The sequence below is a fragment of the Arthrobacter sp. UYP6 genome, from assembly GCF_040547315.1.
Lineage (GTDB): Bacteria > Actinomycetota > Actinomycetes > Actinomycetales > Micrococcaceae > Arthrobacter_B.
Genome location: NZ_JBEPPM010000004.1, coordinates 203,068 through 217,856, shown reverse-complemented (window position 1 = coordinate 217,856; position 14,789 = coordinate 203,068). Strand labels below are relative to the sequence as shown.

Sequence of the window (14,789 nt, the reverse complement as noted above, 5' to 3'; positions counted from 1 at the left end):
AAAATGACGGTGGCCCAGGCAGTAGTCGAATTTCTGGGCAACCAGTACACCGTGGACACCATCGGTGGAACGCACTACCGCGAGCGCCTGATACCCGGCATGTTCGGGATCTTTGGCCACGGAAACGTTGCCGGCGTGGGACAGGCTCTAAAGCAGTGGCAGGTCCTGGATTCCCGGCTCATGCCCTACCACCAGGGACGGAATGAGCAGGCCATGGTGCACCAGGCGGTGGGCTATGCCCGGCAGGAACGCCGGCGCGCCACCTTTGCCGTGACCAGCTCCATTGGTCCCGGGGCCACCAATATGCTCACCGGAGCGGCCGTGGCCACCACCAACCGCCTTCCGGTGCTGCTGCTCCCCGCGGACACCTTCGCCACCCGCACCGCGGATCCGGTGCTGCAGCAGCTGGAGCGGCCCGAAGCCTATGACATCACCGTCAACGACGCCTTCCGCCCGCTGTCCCGTTACTTTGACCGTGTGGTCCGGCCGGAACAGCTCTACTCCGCCTTCCTCAACGGTCTGCGGGTCCTCACCGACCCCGCCGACACGGGGGCCGTCACCATCTCGCTGCCCCAGGACGTGCAGGCCGAAACCTTGGACGTCCCGGGTGAATTCCTGGCGGAACGGGACTGGCGCATCCGCCGACCGGAGCCGGACGCCGAGGATATCCGCCGTGCGGCACACCTGATCCGCTCGGCCCGGCGCCCGCTGATCATAGCCGGCGGCGGCGTCCTTTACGCCTTTGCCAACCAGCAGCTGGCCCGCCTGGCTGAACTCACCGGCATCCCGGTGGCCTACACGCAGGCCGGTGTCGGATCACTGCCGTGGGATGCCCCCTACTGCCTCGGCGCGGTGGGTTCCACGGGCACGACGGCGGCGAACACCGTCGCGCGCGACGCCGACCTGGTCATTGGCATCGGCACCCGCTACGAGGACTTCACCACGGCCTCACACACCGCCTTCCAGGACCCGGAGGTGAGGTTCGTGAACATTAACGTGGCGCCCCTGGATGCCTACAAGCTGGGAACTGCCCTGCCGATCGTGGCCGACGCCCGCAAGGCGCTGATCCGACTCACCGAGGCTATGTCGGGCTACCGCGTGGGTGCGGATCTGGAGCAGCTGGTGACGGCGGAAAAAGAGCGCTGGAACGCCGCAGTGGACACGGCCTTCGACACCCGGCATGCCCCGCTGCCTAGTCAGAACGAGATCATTGGCGCCGTGAACCGCGCCACGGCTCCCCGCGACGTCGTCGTCTGCGCCGCTGGATCACTGCCCGGGGACCTGCACAAAATGTGGCGCATCCGCGACCCCTTCGGCTACCACGTGGAGTATGCCTTCTCCACCATGGGCTATGAAATTCCCGGCGGACTGGGCGTTAAACGCGCAGCCATTTCCGAAGCGCAGCGGGCGGGGGACGGCGAACAGCCGCGCGACGTCGTCGTGCTGGTGGGTGACGGCTCCTACCTGATGATGCACACGGAACTGGTCACCGCCGTCGCCGAAGGCCTCAAACTGATTGTGGTCCTGATCCAGAACCACGGATACGCCTCGATCGGGGCGCTGTCCGAATCGCTGGGCTCGCAGCGGTTCGGCACCAGGTTCCGGACGCTGGATTCACAACACCATACGTTCGATGACGGCGAGAAGCTGCCGGTGGACCTCGCGGCAAATGCCGCATCACTGGGGGTGCGGGTGATCCGCGTGGAACCCGGCGAAAATGCCATCGCCGATCTGGAGACCGCCGTGGCCAAAGCCAAAGCGGAACCCGAAGGCAGCGGCCCGGTGCTGGTCCATATTGAGTCCGATCCGCTGATCGATGCTCCGGACTCCGAATCCTGGTGGGACGTGCCCGTGGCCGGTACATCGGAACTGGACTCCACCCGGGATGCCCGCAGCACCTACCTCCGGCGCAAAGCCGGGCAGAAGCCGCTGATCGGCGACGCAACGACAGGACCGGCTCATGACTGAGAACAAGCTCATCATCGGAACCGCACCCGATTCCTGGGGAGTCTGGTTTGCTGAGGATCCCCGACAAACCCCGTGGCAGCGCTTCCTCGACGAGGCGGCGGAAGCCGGATATCAGTGGATTGAACTCGGCCCGTACGGCTATCTGCCCACCGATCCGTCCCGGCTGGCCGACGAACTGGCCCAGCGTGGCCTGCAGGTGTCCGCCGGAACCGTGTTCACCGCCTTCCACCGCGGCGCGGACCAGTGGGAGGCCGCGTGGGAACCGGCCCGGAGGGTAGCCGAACTCACGGCGGCGATGGGTGGGCAGCATGTGGTGGTCATTCCGGCGATGTGGCGCGACGACGTCACAGGGGAGGCGCTCGAGAGTTCCGACCTCTCCCCGGAGCAGCTCAATGACCTGTTTAACGGCCACAACCGGCTGGGCAAGGTGCTGGCCGAGGATTACGGACTACAGCAGCAGTTCCACTCCCATGCGGACTCCCACGTCTGCGCGCAGCAGGAGATCGAACGTTTCCTGCAGGAAACCGATCCCCAGCTGGTGAGCCTGTGCCTGGACACCGGGCATGCCCAGTACGGGGACGCCGACAGCGTTGGGCTGATCAGCAAGTATCCCGAGCGGATCGGCTACCTGCATCTGAAGCAGATTGATCCGGATGTCCTGGCCGGGGTCCGCCGGGACAACCTGACCTGGGCCGAGGCGAACCGAGCCGGCGTCATGAGCGAACCGCCCGGCGGGCTGCCCGACCTGTCCCTGGTTATCGCAGCCGCCGAGGACCTCAACCGCCCGCTGTTCGGCATCGTGGAGCAGGACATGTACCCGGTGGCCAACCTGGAGGTGCCCCTGCCGATCGCGCGCCGGACCCGCAACTACCTGCTTTCCTGCGGAAGGAGGCTCTCATGAGCCGGAATCTCAGCGTTGTCGTCATCGGTGCCGGACGCATGGGCCTGGACCATATTCAGCGCCTGGCCCGGCGGACGCACGGGGCGGAGGTAAGTGCCGTCGTCGACATCGATGCCGACCGGGCTGCGGCAGCCGTCGCGGGTATTCCCGGTGCCGCGGTGTTTAGCGACATCGATGCGGCCCTGGATGACCCGCACACGGAGGCGGTGCTGATCGCAACGCCTGGTTTTCTGCACGAAGAGGCACTGCACGCTGCCCTGGCCCGGGACATCCCCGTCCTCTGCGAGAAACCGCTGACTCCGGATCCCGCATCGGCGTGGCGGGTGCTGCAGGCGGAGGAAAAGCTGGGTCGGAAGCGGATCCAGGTGGGCTTCATGCGTCGATACGACGCCGAGTACGCGCACCTCGCGGAGCTGATCCGCAGCGGTGAGCTGGGGGAGCTGCTGATGCTGCATCACCAGCACCGCAACCCCGCAACCCCGCCCGGATTCAGCAACGAGATGCTGATCAACGACTCGGTGGTGCACGAGTTCGACGCCGTCCGCTTTTTAACCGGGGAAGAGATTGCCTCCGTCCAGGTGCGCCGCGGCAAGAGCACCCGCAACGCTCCGGCGGGTATCAACGACCCGCAGCAGGTGCTGCTGGAAACGGCCTCCGGCGTGCTGGCGGACGTGGAGATCTACGGGAACGCGCAGTATGGCTATGAGGTGGGCACCCAAGCGGTGTTCGAACAGGGAGTGGTTCGCATCGGGAACGACGCCGGCCCGTACCTCAGTGCCCGGGGCCGGTGGGGCGGCTCGGTCCTGCCGGGGTTCACCGAACGGTTCAGCGCCGCGTATGACCGCGAAATCCAGACCTGGGTGGACGCGGCTCTGCAGGGAGGTACCGACGGGCCCAGCGCCTGGGACGGCTACGCCGCCGCGGCCTGCTGCGAAGCCGGCGTCGAAGCGCAGCGAACCGGCCGCACGGTCGCCGTCGAACTTCACGAGAAGCCGTTGCTCTATCATCAGGGGTGAAAACCCCGCCGCGAGATGGCAGACGATGCCGTTTTGAGCGCTGAGACGTGCACCGTCTGCCATCTCGATAGTCCTGGGCTATCAGGACGTAAACGGAAGCCGCGGATCCATCTGTTGCCCGTCCCAGGTCTGCCGGATCCAGCCGTGGTGTGGATCGTCGCTGATCAACCATTCGCGGACCCGGCCGGGCCCGGCCATGACGTTCAGGTAATACAGGTCATACCCCGGCGCCGCCATGGCCGGGCCGTGCCAGCCGTAGGGCACCAGGACCACATCGCCGCTGCGGACCTCGGCCTGGACATCTATGGGCCGCTCATCGGAGGCATAAACGCGGGCATAGCCCACCGCATCGGCGTCATCCGGCGCTTCGAAACCCGCGGCCGGCCGTGTTTCGAAGTAGTAGATTTCTTCCAGCGAGCTTTCCCCGTCCTTCTCCTCGTCATGCTTGTGCGGGGGATAGGAGGACCAGTTGCCGGCAGGGGTGAGGACTTCGCAGACAATGAAGCGGTCCGCTTCCAGGGTGGCCGGAGTGCCGAAGTTGTGGACCTGGCGTGAACAGGACCCGGATCCCCGCAGCTCCACCGGGGTTTGCTCCGCAGTGACCAACCGGACTGGGTAGCTTGTCCGCGCCGGTGCCAGCGCTACGGCAAACCTGCCGCCGTTTTCCGAAGTGACGGTCAGCGGGGTCCGCACGCCGGAGTACAGCACATCGGCGGGGCCGGCAAAGACCGAGCTCCTGCCCCGCAGCGGATATTCGGTTCCGTCAGCCAGGACGGTCAACGCGCCCTCAAGGGGGATGACCAGACGCTCTTCCTCTTCGGCGGGCAGCGTCAGGGATTCCCCGGGCGCCAATCCGGCGACCTTGATCCCGGTGTGCGCCCACCCCGGAGCCCCGGCGGCGCTGTCTGCTGCGCCCAGCGACACCCGCCAGGCACCGTGGGAGGCGCTGCCCAGCGGATAGACCCAGGGTGTTCCGGGCATGGTGACCTCTTTTCCGGGGGCGGGGCCCCTAGCGCTGAACCAGTGTCATTTCGAAGCTGTAGGAATCGGCACGGTACACGTGGCGTCCGGTTTCCACGGTGCGTCCGACGTCGTCAACGGCGGTGCGCTCCATGGTCACCAGCGCCGCTCCGGGTTCCGTGTCCAGCAGATCTGCCTGCCGCTGGTCGGCGACGGCGGCGCCGATGCGCTGGGTGGCCAGCCGAAAGTTCACACCGGCTTCCCGCAGGAGCTCATACAAGCCCTGTCTGCTGAGCGCACTTTCAGTGATTTCAGTGATGTCTTCCCGCACCCAGTTCTCCATCAGTGCCAGCGGTTTGCCATCGACGCTGCGCAGCCGGGTGAAGTGATAGGCCCGCACGCCGTCCGCCAGGTCCAGTGTCCCTGCGGCGGCGGGATCCGGCACGCCGTGGCTGAACTCGAGCACCCGGGTGGCGGGTTTTTGCCCTGATCCGCGCAGATCATCAAACAGGCTGGAGAGCTCTAGATGGCGGCGGACCTGGTTGGACACCACCTGGGTGCCCACCCCGCGCTTGCGCACCAGCAGGCCTGCACGCACCAGCTCATCCATCGCCTTGCGCATGGTGGGCCGGGACAGGTTCAGCTTGCCGGCAAGGTCAATCTCGTTGTCCAGCCGGGAACCAAATTCCAGTACCCCGCTGCGGATAGCCGCTTCAATTCCCTGAACCACCTGGTGGTAGAGCGGAACCGGCGAGGACCGGTCAATGGGAATGTTGAGCTCTGCACCCACTGCTCATCCTCCTCGTGCATTCCCAGCGTTCACCTCAAAGGTTCAACTCCATGTCAGGACATGTCAGGACATGGTTGTCGTCTTGAGTGTAACAGCGGTCACACGCCCCATCTGCCTTGGTGGCCTCTGAAAATTAGTGTCCAAATGTGAACTTTCATTGGATTGTATGTAAATATGTCCTTACAATCCGTTGACTCTGCCATGCCTGTCGCTATATTTGTGTGCACAGTGCCGCAGCAGGGGTGACGGGGCTCCGGTTGCAGCCCGCTGGCCGGGCAACGCCACGAAGACAAAGGAGACTCTCGTGTCACAGAACCTTTCCCTGCGAAGACTGGCGGCGTCCTTACTGCTGGTTCCCGCCCTTGCTCTTTCCGCGTGCTCAAGTTCGGGGGGACGCACGCCTGAAGCAGAGGGCGACGGCGGCGGCGTCGTTGCAGGCACCGACCGCATCAAGATTGCGCTGATCACCCATTCCGGTGCGGGAGACACCTTTTGGGACATCGTCCGCAAGGGTGCCGAAGAAGCAGCTGGAAAAGACAACGTTGAACTGCAGTACCTCTCCGACCCCGAGGGCGGCCGGCAGGCCCAGCTGATCGAGCAGGCCGTAGAACAGGGGGTGGACGGGATCGCCGTCACCCTGGCCAAGCCGGACGCCGTAGCCTCCGCCCTTGAGAAGGCCGCCGCGGCCGGAATCCCGGTGGTGAGCCTGAACTCGGGAGAGGACCGCTCCGTTGAACTCGGAGCGTTCACGCACTTCGGGTCCAATGAGGAGCTCGCGGGAGAAGCGGTGGGCCAACGGCTGGCTTCGGACGGGTACACGCATCCGATCTGCGTAATCCATGAGCAGGGCAACGTGGGACACGAAAGCCGCTGCGCCGGCGTCAAGACCGAGGTGCCGGGAACGGAGATCCTGTACGTTCAGGGAACCGACATGACCCAGGTGGAATCCACCGTCACGGCCAAACTGCAGGCAACCCAAGATGCCGACGTCGTTGTTGGCCTGGGCGCGCCCTACACGCTCACCATCCTGAAATCCGTGCAGGACTCAGGCAGCGAGGCCAAGGTGGCGTCCTTTGACCTGAACCCGGACCTTGCCCAGAAAATTGTCAACGGCGACATTATCTTTACAGTGGACCAGCAGCCCTGGCTGCAGGGTTACGGTGCGGTTGACGCGCTCTGGCAGTACTCACGCGGCGGGTTCGAGATTGGCGGCGGTCAGCCGGTGCTCACCGGGCCCACTATCATTGATTCCTCGAATGCCGAACAGGTGGCCGCCTTTGCCGCGGACGGCATTCGCTAATGAACTGGTTATATCCCGGGCTGGGTCACAGAATCCCGGACACAAGGAAAGCGAAGCCCAGCGATGGCTAATACAGCCACAGTTGCCGAACCGGCATCCGATGAGAGGGTTGCGTCGAAGAGCCCTCTAGCCAAAATCCTGGGACGCCCGGAAATCGGGGCGCTGGTGGGCGCGGTTGCACTGTTCGTGTTCTTCTCGGCCGTTGCCCCGGTGTTCCTGCAGCCGGGGTCCATTGCCACTGTGCTGTACGGCGCCTCCACCATCGGCATCATGGCGGTGGGAGTCTCGCTGCTGATGATCGGCGGCGAGTTTGACCTCTCCACCGGCGTGGCTGTCATCAGCTCTGCCCTCATGGCCTCGCTGTTCAGCTGGTACTTTTCCACGAACGTGTGGGTGGGGGTGGCCCTGGCACTGGTGATGTCACTGGGGGTTGGGTTCATCAACGGCTGGATTTTGGTCAAGACCAAACTTCCGTCCTTCATTGTCACGCTGGCGACCTTCCTGATGCTGACGGGCCTGAACCTGGGCCTGACCCGGGCCATCGGCGGAAGCGTCGCCTCGCCGTCCATTTCCACGATGGACGGCTTCGATTCGGCCAAGGCCGTGTTCGCCTCCTCCATCAGCGTGGGCGGCGTGGAGGTCCGGATTACCGTCTTTATCTGGATTGCCCTGGTTGCCGTGGCATCGTGGATTCTGCTGCGCACCCGGGTGGGGAACTGGATCTTTGCCGCCGGCGGTGACGCCTATGCCGCACGCGCCGTCGGCGTTCCCGTGGTGAAGACCAAGATTGGGCTCTTCATGGGCGTGGGCTTCTGCGCCTGGGTCCTGGGAATGCATAACCTGTTTGCGTTTTCCACGGTGCAGTCCGGGGAAGGCATCGGCAACGAGTTCCTGTACATCATTGCTGCCGTGATCGGCGGGTGCCTGCTCACCGGCGGCTACGGCTCCGCTATTGGCGGAGCCATCGGCGCCTTCATCTTTGGCATGGCCAACAAGGGCATTGTCTACGCGGAATGGAACCCGGACTGGTTCAAATTCTTCCTGGGCCTCATGCTGCTGCTGGCCACCATGGTGAACATGGTGGTCAAACGCCGGGCCGAACAAAGCTAACGGAGGAAAAAACCATGGCTACTGCGGAAAACGGCCCTTCCACACTGTCCGACGGCGGCGCTCACGGCGTAGGGCACAACAACGGCGGCGCGGCCCCGGGGCACCTGCTGCAGCTCGACAAGGTGAGCAAGCACTATGGCAACATCATTGCCCTGCACGACGTCACCCTGGAGGTGGATGCCGGCCGGGTCACCTGCGTGCTCGGTGACAACGGCGCCGGAAAATCCACGCTGATCAAGATCATTGCGGGCCTGCATCCCCATGATGGAGGAGAGTTCACCGCGCTGGGCGAGAAGCGCAGGTTTAGCTCACCGCGGCAGGCGCTTGACCTGGGAATCGCGGCCGTTTATCAGGATCTGGCAGTGGTTTCCCTGATGCCGGTCTGGCGCAATTTCTTTCTCGGCTCGGAGCTGACCACCGGCGTTGGACCGTTCAAACGGCTGGACGTTGAGCGGATGAAGGAGATCACCAGGAAAGAGCTGCGGGACATGGGCATTGACCTGCGCGACGTAGAGCAGCCCATAGGCCAGCTCTCCGGCGGTGAGCGCCAGTGCGTGGCTATTGCCCGGGCCGTGCATTTTGGTGCCAAGGTGTTGATCCTGGACGAGCCAACGGCTGCTTTGGGCGTCAAACAGTCCGGAGTGGTGCTGCGCTACATTCTGCAGGCTCGGGACCGCGGCCTGGGGGTCATCTTCATTACCCACAACCCGCACCACGCCTATCCGGTGGGGGACCGCTTCCTCCTGCTCAAGCGCGGCCGCTCCATCGGGTACTACGGCAAAAAAGACGTTACCCTGGACCAGCTGACCGCCCAGATGGCCGGCGGTGACGAACTGGCGGAACTGGCCCAGGAGCTCGAGTCGCTGGGCAGCCACCGCGACGTCGTTGCCGAGGTGGAGGCCGAAATGGGCACCGAGGCACGCGGCTAACGCCGGGCGTACCGGTCAAAGGATTCCATCAGCCGCTTCACGGATCCGCCGAGGTTCCACTCGGTGCCCAGACGCTCCAGGTCGGCCCGGTTCTCGCCGGTGATCGGCTGCAGCTGCGCACCGACCTCCTCCACACCGGGCAGGGGAAGGTCTCGGACCACCTGCACCACTTTGGGCGCAACCTCCAGATAGCCGGCGGCGGCGGCGAGCTTCGAACGAACCGGCGAGGACAGTGAACTTGCCGGATCCGCCGCCGCCAGCAGGGCGTCCAGTGTGCCGTATTCGCCGAGCAGCGACGCGGCGGTCTTCTCGCCGATGCCGGCAACCCCCGGCAACCCGTCCGAGGAATCTCCGCGCAGTGTGGCGTAGTCGGCATACTGCTGCGGCAGTACCCGGTATTTCGCAACGATGGAGGCCTCAGTAAGGACGTCCAGGTTCCGCATGCCCCGCGCCGTGTAGATCACCCGGATCTCCCGCCCGTCGTCGATCACCTGGAACAGGTCGCGGTCACCGGTGACCACATCCACGGGCGTCTCCGCGGTGCTCGCGTAGGTGCCGATCACGTCGTCGGCCTCATGCTCCGCAGCGCCCACGACGGCCACGCCGGCAAGTTCCAGCGTGCGGCGAATCATCGGGATCTGGGCCTGAAGCGGATCCGGCACGGTTTCAATGTCAGGCGCACCGGGAACCACCTCCGCCACCCGGTGCGTCTTGTACGTCGGCAGCAGGTCAACGCGCCACTGCGGACGCCAGTCATCATCCCAGCACGCGATCAGGTGGGTCGCATCGTAATCGGCGGTCAGCCGGGCGATCATGTCCAAAAGGCCGCGCACGGCGTTGACCGGTGTTCCGTCACTGCGACGGATCGAATCCGGCACGCCGTAGAAGGCACGGAAGTACAGGGAAGCGGTGTCGAGCAGCATCAGGCGCTGGGGCATAGGCCGATCCTTGCACGAACCGGTGCCGGCACGGTAGGACGCCTTAGGATGGGCTGATGATCCACAGTGCGGGCATTCTGCTCTACCAACGTCCTTCTACGTCGGCGGGCCGGGCGCAGCAACAGGTGTGGATCGGGCATATGGGCGGCCCGTTCTGGGCCCGCAAGGACAGGCATGCCTGGTCTATTCCCAAGGGTGAGATTCTGCCGGGGGAGGATTCGCTGGTGGCCGCTTTGCGCGAGTTCGGCGAGGAGATGGGCACGCCGGCGCCGGACGCGGACTACGCCCTGCTCGGCAGCTTCCGGCAGTCAGCCAAGAAGACTATCACCGTGTTCACCGCCGAGGCTGACTTTGCCCCGGATCGCATCATCAGCAACACTTTTGCGCTGGAGTGGCCGCCGCGGTCGGGCACCGTCCGGGAGTACCCGGAGATCGACGACGCCGGCTGGTTCAGTGCCGCCGCCGCCCGCACCAAACTGGTTAAGGGCCAGTTGCAGGTCCTGGACGCGCTGATACTGCGGCTTGACGGGCCTCACGGCTGATAGGCCCGGTGATTCGGAGCTGATTCGGGGCTGATTCGGGGACGGGGCACCGTTGACCGCGGCTGGGCGTATCGGCGGTGGCATCTCCCGGATACCCTCAAAGAAAGCAGGCCTGACCCAGCACTTTAGCCGGAGCATCAGCCCGGCCTCCGGGAGGTATGTCCTATGCCCGCACATACAGCGAACATCAACTCAAGAAATTCCGCCGTGCCGCCGCCGAGCGGCGCCGGGTTCTATTTGTCGCCCCGGACCTGGCTGCTGCCAATCCTGGTGCTCCTGCTGGTCGGCGGAACCGGTACAGCCCTGTATATAGGCGGCCTGGGCAATCCGGCCGGGCACCTGGACCATTTTCCGATTGCCGTGGTGAACCAGGACCAGGGGACCGATACACCGGACGGGGGCCGGGAGAACCTGGGACAGACCATCACTGACCAGATGCAGCAGGGTTTCAGCAGCTCGGACAAGATCGATCTGCGGGTATTGTCCTGGGATGAGGCCCAGGACCAGATGGGCAAGGGAGAGGTCCACGGCACCGTGCTCATTCCAGAGTCCTTTTCGGCGGATGCCCTCGCCCTGGTGAGCGGCTCGCTGAGCGCTGATGCGGTGTCCCGGCCCACCGTCACGGTTTATTCCAATCCTTTGGCCGGTCCGCTGGCCAGCAGCCTGGCCACCAATGCCATAGACCCCGCCCTGGAACAGGCCAACAAGGGGTTAGGGGAGCAGCTGACCGCATCGGCCCAGGAAGCCCAGTCACAGGCTCGGACTGAACTGCAGAGCCAGCTTGAGCGGCTGGGGACTCAACTTCCTGCACAGCTTGAGCAGCAGGTGACTCCGAAGATCGGCGGTACATCGGCCGACCTGCTGGCGGATCCGATTGCCGTCACCACCAGCGTCTATTCCCCGCCTCCGGACGGCGCCGCACTGGGTATGGGAGCGTTCTTCTATTCGGTGCTGCTGATGGTGGTGGGGCTCAGCGGATCCGTGGCCCTGCATTTCCTGCTGGATTCCCGGCTGGGGGTGGCGCCAATCGAACTGGGACCTCGTTTTGTCCTGGGGCCGCAGCGGCGCCCGGCGCGCTGGCTCACGTTCCTGGTGAAGTGGGGGATTGTGGTGGTTGGGGCCCTGCCAACCGCCGGCCTGATGATGTGGGTGGCCTCCGCCGTCGGAATGCCGATTCCACACGGTGGCTGGTTCTTCCTCACCACATGGCTCTCCATTGTGACGGTGTCCGCGGTGACCTTCGCGCTGATTGCACTGTTCGGCAGTGCGGGCATGATCCTGTCCCTGATCTATGTGGTGTTCATGGGCCTGCCGTCCGCCACCGGCGTGGTGCCGCTGGAGGCGCTGCCTCCGTTCTTCCGGGCCATAGCCCCCGCTGAACCGCTCTATCAGATGACCATGGCCAACCGGGCCGTGCTGTACTTCGACGCTGATGCAAGTGCCGGGGTGCAGAGCGGCATCATCGGGATGCTGATCATCCTGCTCATTGCCGTGGTGGTGGCCCTGGCGGCGTCGGTGGTTTACGACAGGATCCTTGGCAACCGCGGTCTGCGGCTGGCCTCGGCGGCGGCGGGCTCCTGACCAAGGACTACCGTACCGGCGGCGATAAACTAAAGGAGTATTACAAGCAACACTGAAGGAGCCCCGCATGAAGGCCTGGCAGTTTACCGGAACCAACAAACCACTCCGACGTCACCGCCCTTGATGATCCCGGCTGGATGCCGCTGTTCTTCGCGCTGCCGCGGACCATGGGTCATGAAAACGCCGGTGTGATCACCGAAGTGGGTGAGGGTATTGAGCACTGGAAGGTGGGCGACCGTGTGGGTCTGGCCCCGGTCATGCGCGACGGCGACGCCCTCGGGTACGGCAAGTGGGACGGAGGGTTCGGCCCCAAGCTCCTTGCCACTGACGACAACTTGGTCAAACTCCCGGACGAGGTGCTCTCCACTAAGGGCTCAAAGTCTGGTACCAAGGAAGACCTTGAGGCCCTCTATGAGCTGATGAAATCCGGCAAGCTCAATCCGCCGATGAACATTGTTACCCCGGCGGAAATCCCGGGCGCGATTGATCAGCTGCGCGCCGGCGGCGTCGTCGGGCGCTTTATTGCCGTGTACTAGACCGTAAGCCGGGCGCTGATTTCAGCGCCCGCGCTCCCGGTTATTTCGAGGCGGGACGGGCGCGCAGATGTGCGCGCTCGCCCTGCGGGCCGAACAGGGCCAGGAACTCCACGTCTTGAGCGGTGGCGTTATCCATCCAGTGCGGAACGCGGGTGTTGAATTCCGCGGCTTCCCCGGAGCGCAGGATCAGTTCCTGATCGCCCAGCACCAGCCTCAGCCTGCCGCTGAGCACGTATAGCCACTCATACCCCTCATGCGTCTTGAGTTCCGGCTGCCCCGGTTGGGCCTTGCCCGGGAGGATGTACTTGTAAGCCCTGATCCCTCCGGCCTGCTCCGTCAACGGAATGATCGTTGCACCCTGGCGGCGGAAGGGGCGCATATGCACGCGGGGGTCCCCGGTGGCCGGCGCATCCACCAGTTCATCAATCGTTACGCCGTACACCTTGGCCAGGGGCATCAGCAGTTCCAGCGTGGCCCGCCGCTGGCCCGATTCCAGGCGCGAGAGTGTGCTGACTGAAATTCCCGTAGTGTCCGAAACTCCGGCCAGCGTCAGGCGCCTTTCGGTTCGAAGGGAACGGAGCCGGGCGCCAACGCCGGCAAGAGCAGCAACTGGGGAATCGTTCATGCGCCCCATTTTGCCATGGCGGCAAAAATAATTGCCACCGCTTCCGTCCCGCCCACACACTGGCAAGAGAGCCGGCCGCATCGCCGCCGGTACAAAGATCAGGAGTGCGGACATGGAAACAGCAGATGTCAATAACAACGGAAGTGACAGCGGGTACGACGTCCTCGGGAGGACGACGGCGGCTTCCGGGTCCAGTTGGCGGACGGAGAGCGCGTACGCGCCCGCCGGGTGCTGGCCGCCACGGGGGTCACCGACATCCTGCCGGATCTGCCCGGAATCCCGGAGCGTTGGGGGAGGAGTGTTCTGCACTGCCCGTATTGCCATGGCTGGGAAGCCCGGGACAAGGCAGTGGGCGTTCTCGCCACCGACCTCACCATGGCCATGCACCAGGTGCTGTTGTGGCGCCAGTGGAGCGCGGACGTGGTCCTGTTCCTGCACACGGCAGGAACGCCTGACGCCGCCCAGATAGAGCAGCTGGCAGCACGGGGAATCCGAACTGTTTCGGGAGAGGTTGCGGGAGTGGAGGGTACGGGTGCCGGCATCCGGATGGCCAACGGCGATCTGATGGACAGGGACGTGCTGGTGGTGTTTACCCGGCTGGAGGCCAGGGCCGGGTACCTCGAGGAGCTGGGTATCCTTCCGGTCGATCAGCACATGGGTGAGGTGGTCTTCGGGACGGCGGTTCCAGCGGAGCCCACCGGCGCCACTGCGGTGCCCGGAGTTTATGCAGCGGGCAATTTGGCTGCACCATCACTGCAGGTGATGGCTGCGGGGGCTGCGGGGCTGATGGCCGGCGCAGCCATCAACGGCGACCTCGTCGCTGAGGACACTGCCGTGGCCGTCGGGACGGCGCTCGCCGCCGGGTCCGCCGGGACCGTCTGACCTATAGCAGGTAGACGTACGGCAGGTAGACCTACAGCAGGTAGACGTCGGGAGGCTGGGTGAGGAAGTCGCCGGGATGCGTCACCGGAGCGGCCAGCATCCCGGCGCAGGAGTCGATGAGGAAATAGCCGACCCCGGTCCAATTGGCCTGCTCCACCCCAGTTTGGACCTGTGCCTCGTACTCGGCGCACACTCCCAGCACCATGCTGCCCAGGATCCACGACCGCCCGTACAACGTGGTGGGACTCATCTTTCCGGCAGCGGCTTCCACGCGCCGAGTGAGCTCTTCGGTCAGCGGGTTGGAAACGGCGGCGCCGGCAAGGACTTCGTGCATGGAAGGTACAGTCCGGATCTGTTGGATGAAGCGGGCCCGCCAGCTCGGCACCGGCAGCGAACCCAGATGTTCCACCCAGGGCAGGATCAGGCAGGCCAGCAGGTCATGCAAAGTGGCGTCACTGCTCAGACCGGCGGCCAGCTCAGCCCGGCGGCGGTTGGAGTCTTCCGTATGCCGGGAAATCAGGGTGCGGATCAGCTCCTCCCTGCCGCCAAAATGGTACGCGACGGCGGAGTGGTTGGCGGTGCCGGCCTGCTCGGCGATCCGCCGGTTGGACACCGCATCGATGCCGTAGCGGGCAAAGAGCTCTTCGGCGGCGTCCAGAAGAGTCTCGCGTGCCTTGTCGCCGTGCTGTCCCATACTGTGTCCTCTTCCCC

General features: G+C 64.9%; 14 protein-coding genes and 1 pseudogene. 10 read left to right on the top strand and 5 right to left on the bottom strand.

What is annotated here, in order from left to right:
• Positions 1-3 precede the first annotated feature (3 nt).
• Genes iolD through ABIB35_RS05325 form a run of 3 tightly spaced genes read left to right on the top strand, consistent with a single transcriptional unit; the run spans position 4 to position 3,885 of the window.
• Positions 4-1,968: a 3D-(3,5/4)-trihydroxycyclohexane-1,2-dione acylhydrolase (decyclizing) gene (gene iolD, locus ABIB35_RS05335; RefSeq protein WP_354179567.1), complete on the top strand. Its 1,965-nt coding sequence runs from the start codon at positions 4-6 to the stop codon at positions 1,966-1,968.
• Entirely contained in the window at positions 1,961-2,869 is a 909-nt protein-coding gene (locus tag ABIB35_RS05330) for a sugar phosphate isomerase/epimerase family protein (RefSeq protein WP_354179506.1), read from the top strand. The genes iolD and ABIB35_RS05330 overlap by 8 nt, the downstream gene beginning before the upstream one ends.
• On the top strand, positions 2,866-3,885 hold the full coding sequence (locus tag ABIB35_RS05325; RefSeq protein ID WP_354179505.1) for a Gfo/Idh/MocA family protein: 1,020 nt from the start codon (positions 2,866-2,868) through the stop codon (positions 3,883-3,885). Before ABIB35_RS05330 ends, ABIB35_RS05325 begins: the two co-directional genes overlap by 4 nt.
• A gap of 81 nt (positions 3,886-3,966) precedes the next feature.
• On the opposite strand, the gene iolB is transcribed toward ABIB35_RS05325, so the two are convergent.
• Both iolB and ABIB35_RS05315 read right to left on the bottom strand, forming a co-directional pair.
• Complete coding sequence (gene iolB / locus ABIB35_RS05320) at positions 3,967-4,866, bottom strand: 5-deoxy-glucuronate isomerase (protein WP_354179504.1); 900 nt, start codon at positions 4,864-4,866, stop codon at positions 3,967-3,969.
• Between the two features lie 28 nt (positions 4,867-4,894).
• Entirely contained in the window at positions 4,895-5,635 is a 741-nt protein-coding gene (locus tag ABIB35_RS05315; RefSeq protein WP_354179502.1) for a GntR family transcriptional regulator, read from the bottom strand.
• Positions 5,636-5,939: 304 nt separating this feature from the next.
• On the opposite strand from ABIB35_RS05315, the gene ABIB35_RS05310 reads away from it, so the two are divergent.
• The 3 genes from ABIB35_RS05310 (at position 5,940) to ABIB35_RS05300 (ending at position 8,974) form a co-directional block, all read left to right on the top strand.
• On the top strand, positions 5,940-6,935 hold the full coding sequence (locus ABIB35_RS05310) for a substrate-binding domain-containing protein (protein WP_354179500.1): 996 nt from the start codon (positions 5,940-5,942) through the stop codon (positions 6,933-6,935).
• Between the two features lie 63 nt (positions 6,936-6,998).
• Positions 6,999-8,045 (top strand): ABC transporter permease, encoded by a 1,047-nt coding sequence (locus ABIB35_RS05305; RefSeq protein ID WP_354179498.1) that lies wholly within the window; start codon positions 6,999-7,001, stop codon positions 8,043-8,045.
• A gap of 14 nt (positions 8,046-8,059) precedes the next feature.
• The gene (locus ABIB35_RS05300; RefSeq protein ID WP_354179496.1) at positions 8,060-8,974 is read left to right on the top strand and encodes an ATP-binding cassette domain-containing protein; all 915 of its coding nucleotides are present in this window, start codon (positions 8,060-8,062) and stop codon (positions 8,972-8,974) included.
• Here the strand turns inward: ABIB35_RS05300 and ABIB35_RS05295 are convergent.
• A complete protein-coding gene (locus ABIB35_RS05295) occupies positions 8,971-9,912 on the bottom strand; it encodes a 5'-3' exonuclease (RefSeq protein ID WP_354179494.1) in 942 nt (313 codons plus the stop codon). The two genes, ABIB35_RS05300 and ABIB35_RS05295, sit on opposite strands and share 4 nt — an antisense overlap.
• A gap of 53 nt (positions 9,913-9,965) precedes the next feature.
• On the opposite strand from ABIB35_RS05295, the gene ABIB35_RS05290 reads away from it, so the two are divergent.
• From ABIB35_RS05290 to ABIB35_RS05280, 3 genes and pseudogenes are all read left to right on the top strand, one after another.
• Positions 9,966-10,454 (top strand): NUDIX hydrolase, encoded by a 489-nt coding sequence (locus ABIB35_RS05290; protein WP_354179565.1) that lies wholly within the window; start codon positions 9,966-9,968, stop codon positions 10,452-10,454.
• A 165-nt stretch (positions 10,455-10,619) separates the two neighbouring features.
• On the top strand, positions 10,620-12,035 hold the full coding sequence (locus ABIB35_RS05285) for a YhgE/Pip domain-containing protein (RefSeq protein ID WP_354179493.1): 1,416 nt from the start codon (positions 10,620-10,622) through the stop codon (positions 12,033-12,035).
• Between the two features lie 110 nt (positions 12,036-12,145).
• Positions 12,146-12,571: pseudogene (locus ABIB35_RS05280) on the top strand (alcohol dehydrogenase catalytic domain-containing protein); the annotation flags it as partial.
• Between the two features lie 40 nt (positions 12,572-12,611).
• On the opposite strand, the gene ABIB35_RS05275 reads toward ABIB35_RS05280, so the two are convergent.
• On the bottom strand, positions 12,612-13,196 hold the full coding sequence (locus ABIB35_RS05275) for a helix-turn-helix domain-containing protein (protein ID WP_354179490.1): 585 nt from the start codon (positions 13,194-13,196) through the stop codon (positions 12,612-12,614).
• 195 nt (positions 13,197-13,391) lie between these two features.
• On the opposite strand from ABIB35_RS05275, the gene ABIB35_RS05270 reads away from it, so the two are divergent.
• Positions 13,392-14,078, top strand: coding sequence for an NAD(P)/FAD-dependent oxidoreductase (locus tag ABIB35_RS05270; protein WP_354179488.1), 687 nt, complete (start codon positions 13,392-13,394; stop codon positions 14,076-14,078).
• A 31-nt stretch (positions 14,079-14,109) separates the two neighbouring features.
• Here ABIB35_RS05270 and ABIB35_RS05265 read toward each other — a convergent pair whose 3' ends face one another.
• Positions 14,110-14,772, bottom strand: coding sequence for a TetR/AcrR family transcriptional regulator (locus ABIB35_RS05265; RefSeq protein WP_354179486.1), 663 nt, complete (start codon positions 14,770-14,772; stop codon positions 14,110-14,112).
• Positions 14,773-14,789: the final 17 nt, after the last annotated feature.

Excerpts from the sequence above, each read along its gene's own strand:
- ABIB35_RS05265 (WP_354179486.1), bottom strand. The coding sequence starts at position 14,772 with ATGGGACAGCACGGCGACAAGGCACGCGAGACTCTTCTGGACGCCGCC.
- ABIB35_RS05285 (WP_354179493.1), top strand. The coding sequence starts at position 10,620 with ATGCCCGCACATACAGCGAACATCAACTCAAGAAATTCCGCCGTGCCG.
- ABIB35_RS05300 (WP_354179496.1), top strand. The coding sequence starts at position 8,060 with ATGGCTACTGCGGAAAACGGCCCTTCCACACTGTCCGACGGCGGCGCT.
- ABIB35_RS05305 (WP_354179498.1), top strand. The coding sequence starts at position 6,999 with ATGGCTAATACAGCCACAGTTGCCGAACCGGCATCCGATGAGAGGGTT.
- ABIB35_RS05325 (WP_354179505.1), top strand. The coding sequence starts at position 2,866 with ATGAGCCGGAATCTCAGCGTTGTCGTCATCGGTGCCGGACGCATGGGC.
- iolB (WP_354179504.1), bottom strand. The coding sequence starts at position 4,866 with ATGCCCGGAACACCCTGGGTCTATCCGCTGGGCAGCGCCTCCCACGGT.
- ABIB35_RS05295 (WP_354179494.1), bottom strand. The coding sequence starts at position 9,912 with ATGCCCCAGCGCCTGATGCTGCTCGACACCGCTTCCCTGTACTTCCGT.
- ABIB35_RS05275 (WP_354179490.1), bottom strand. The coding sequence starts at position 13,196 with ATGAACGATTCCCCAGTTGCTGCTCTTGCCGGCGTTGGCGCCCGGCTC.
- ABIB35_RS05330 (WP_354179506.1), top strand. The coding sequence starts at position 1,961 with ATGACTGAGAACAAGCTCATCATCGGAACCGCACCCGATTCCTGGGGA.
- iolD (WP_354179567.1), top strand. The coding sequence starts at position 4 with ATGACGGTGGCCCAGGCAGTAGTCGAATTTCTGGGCAACCAGTACACC.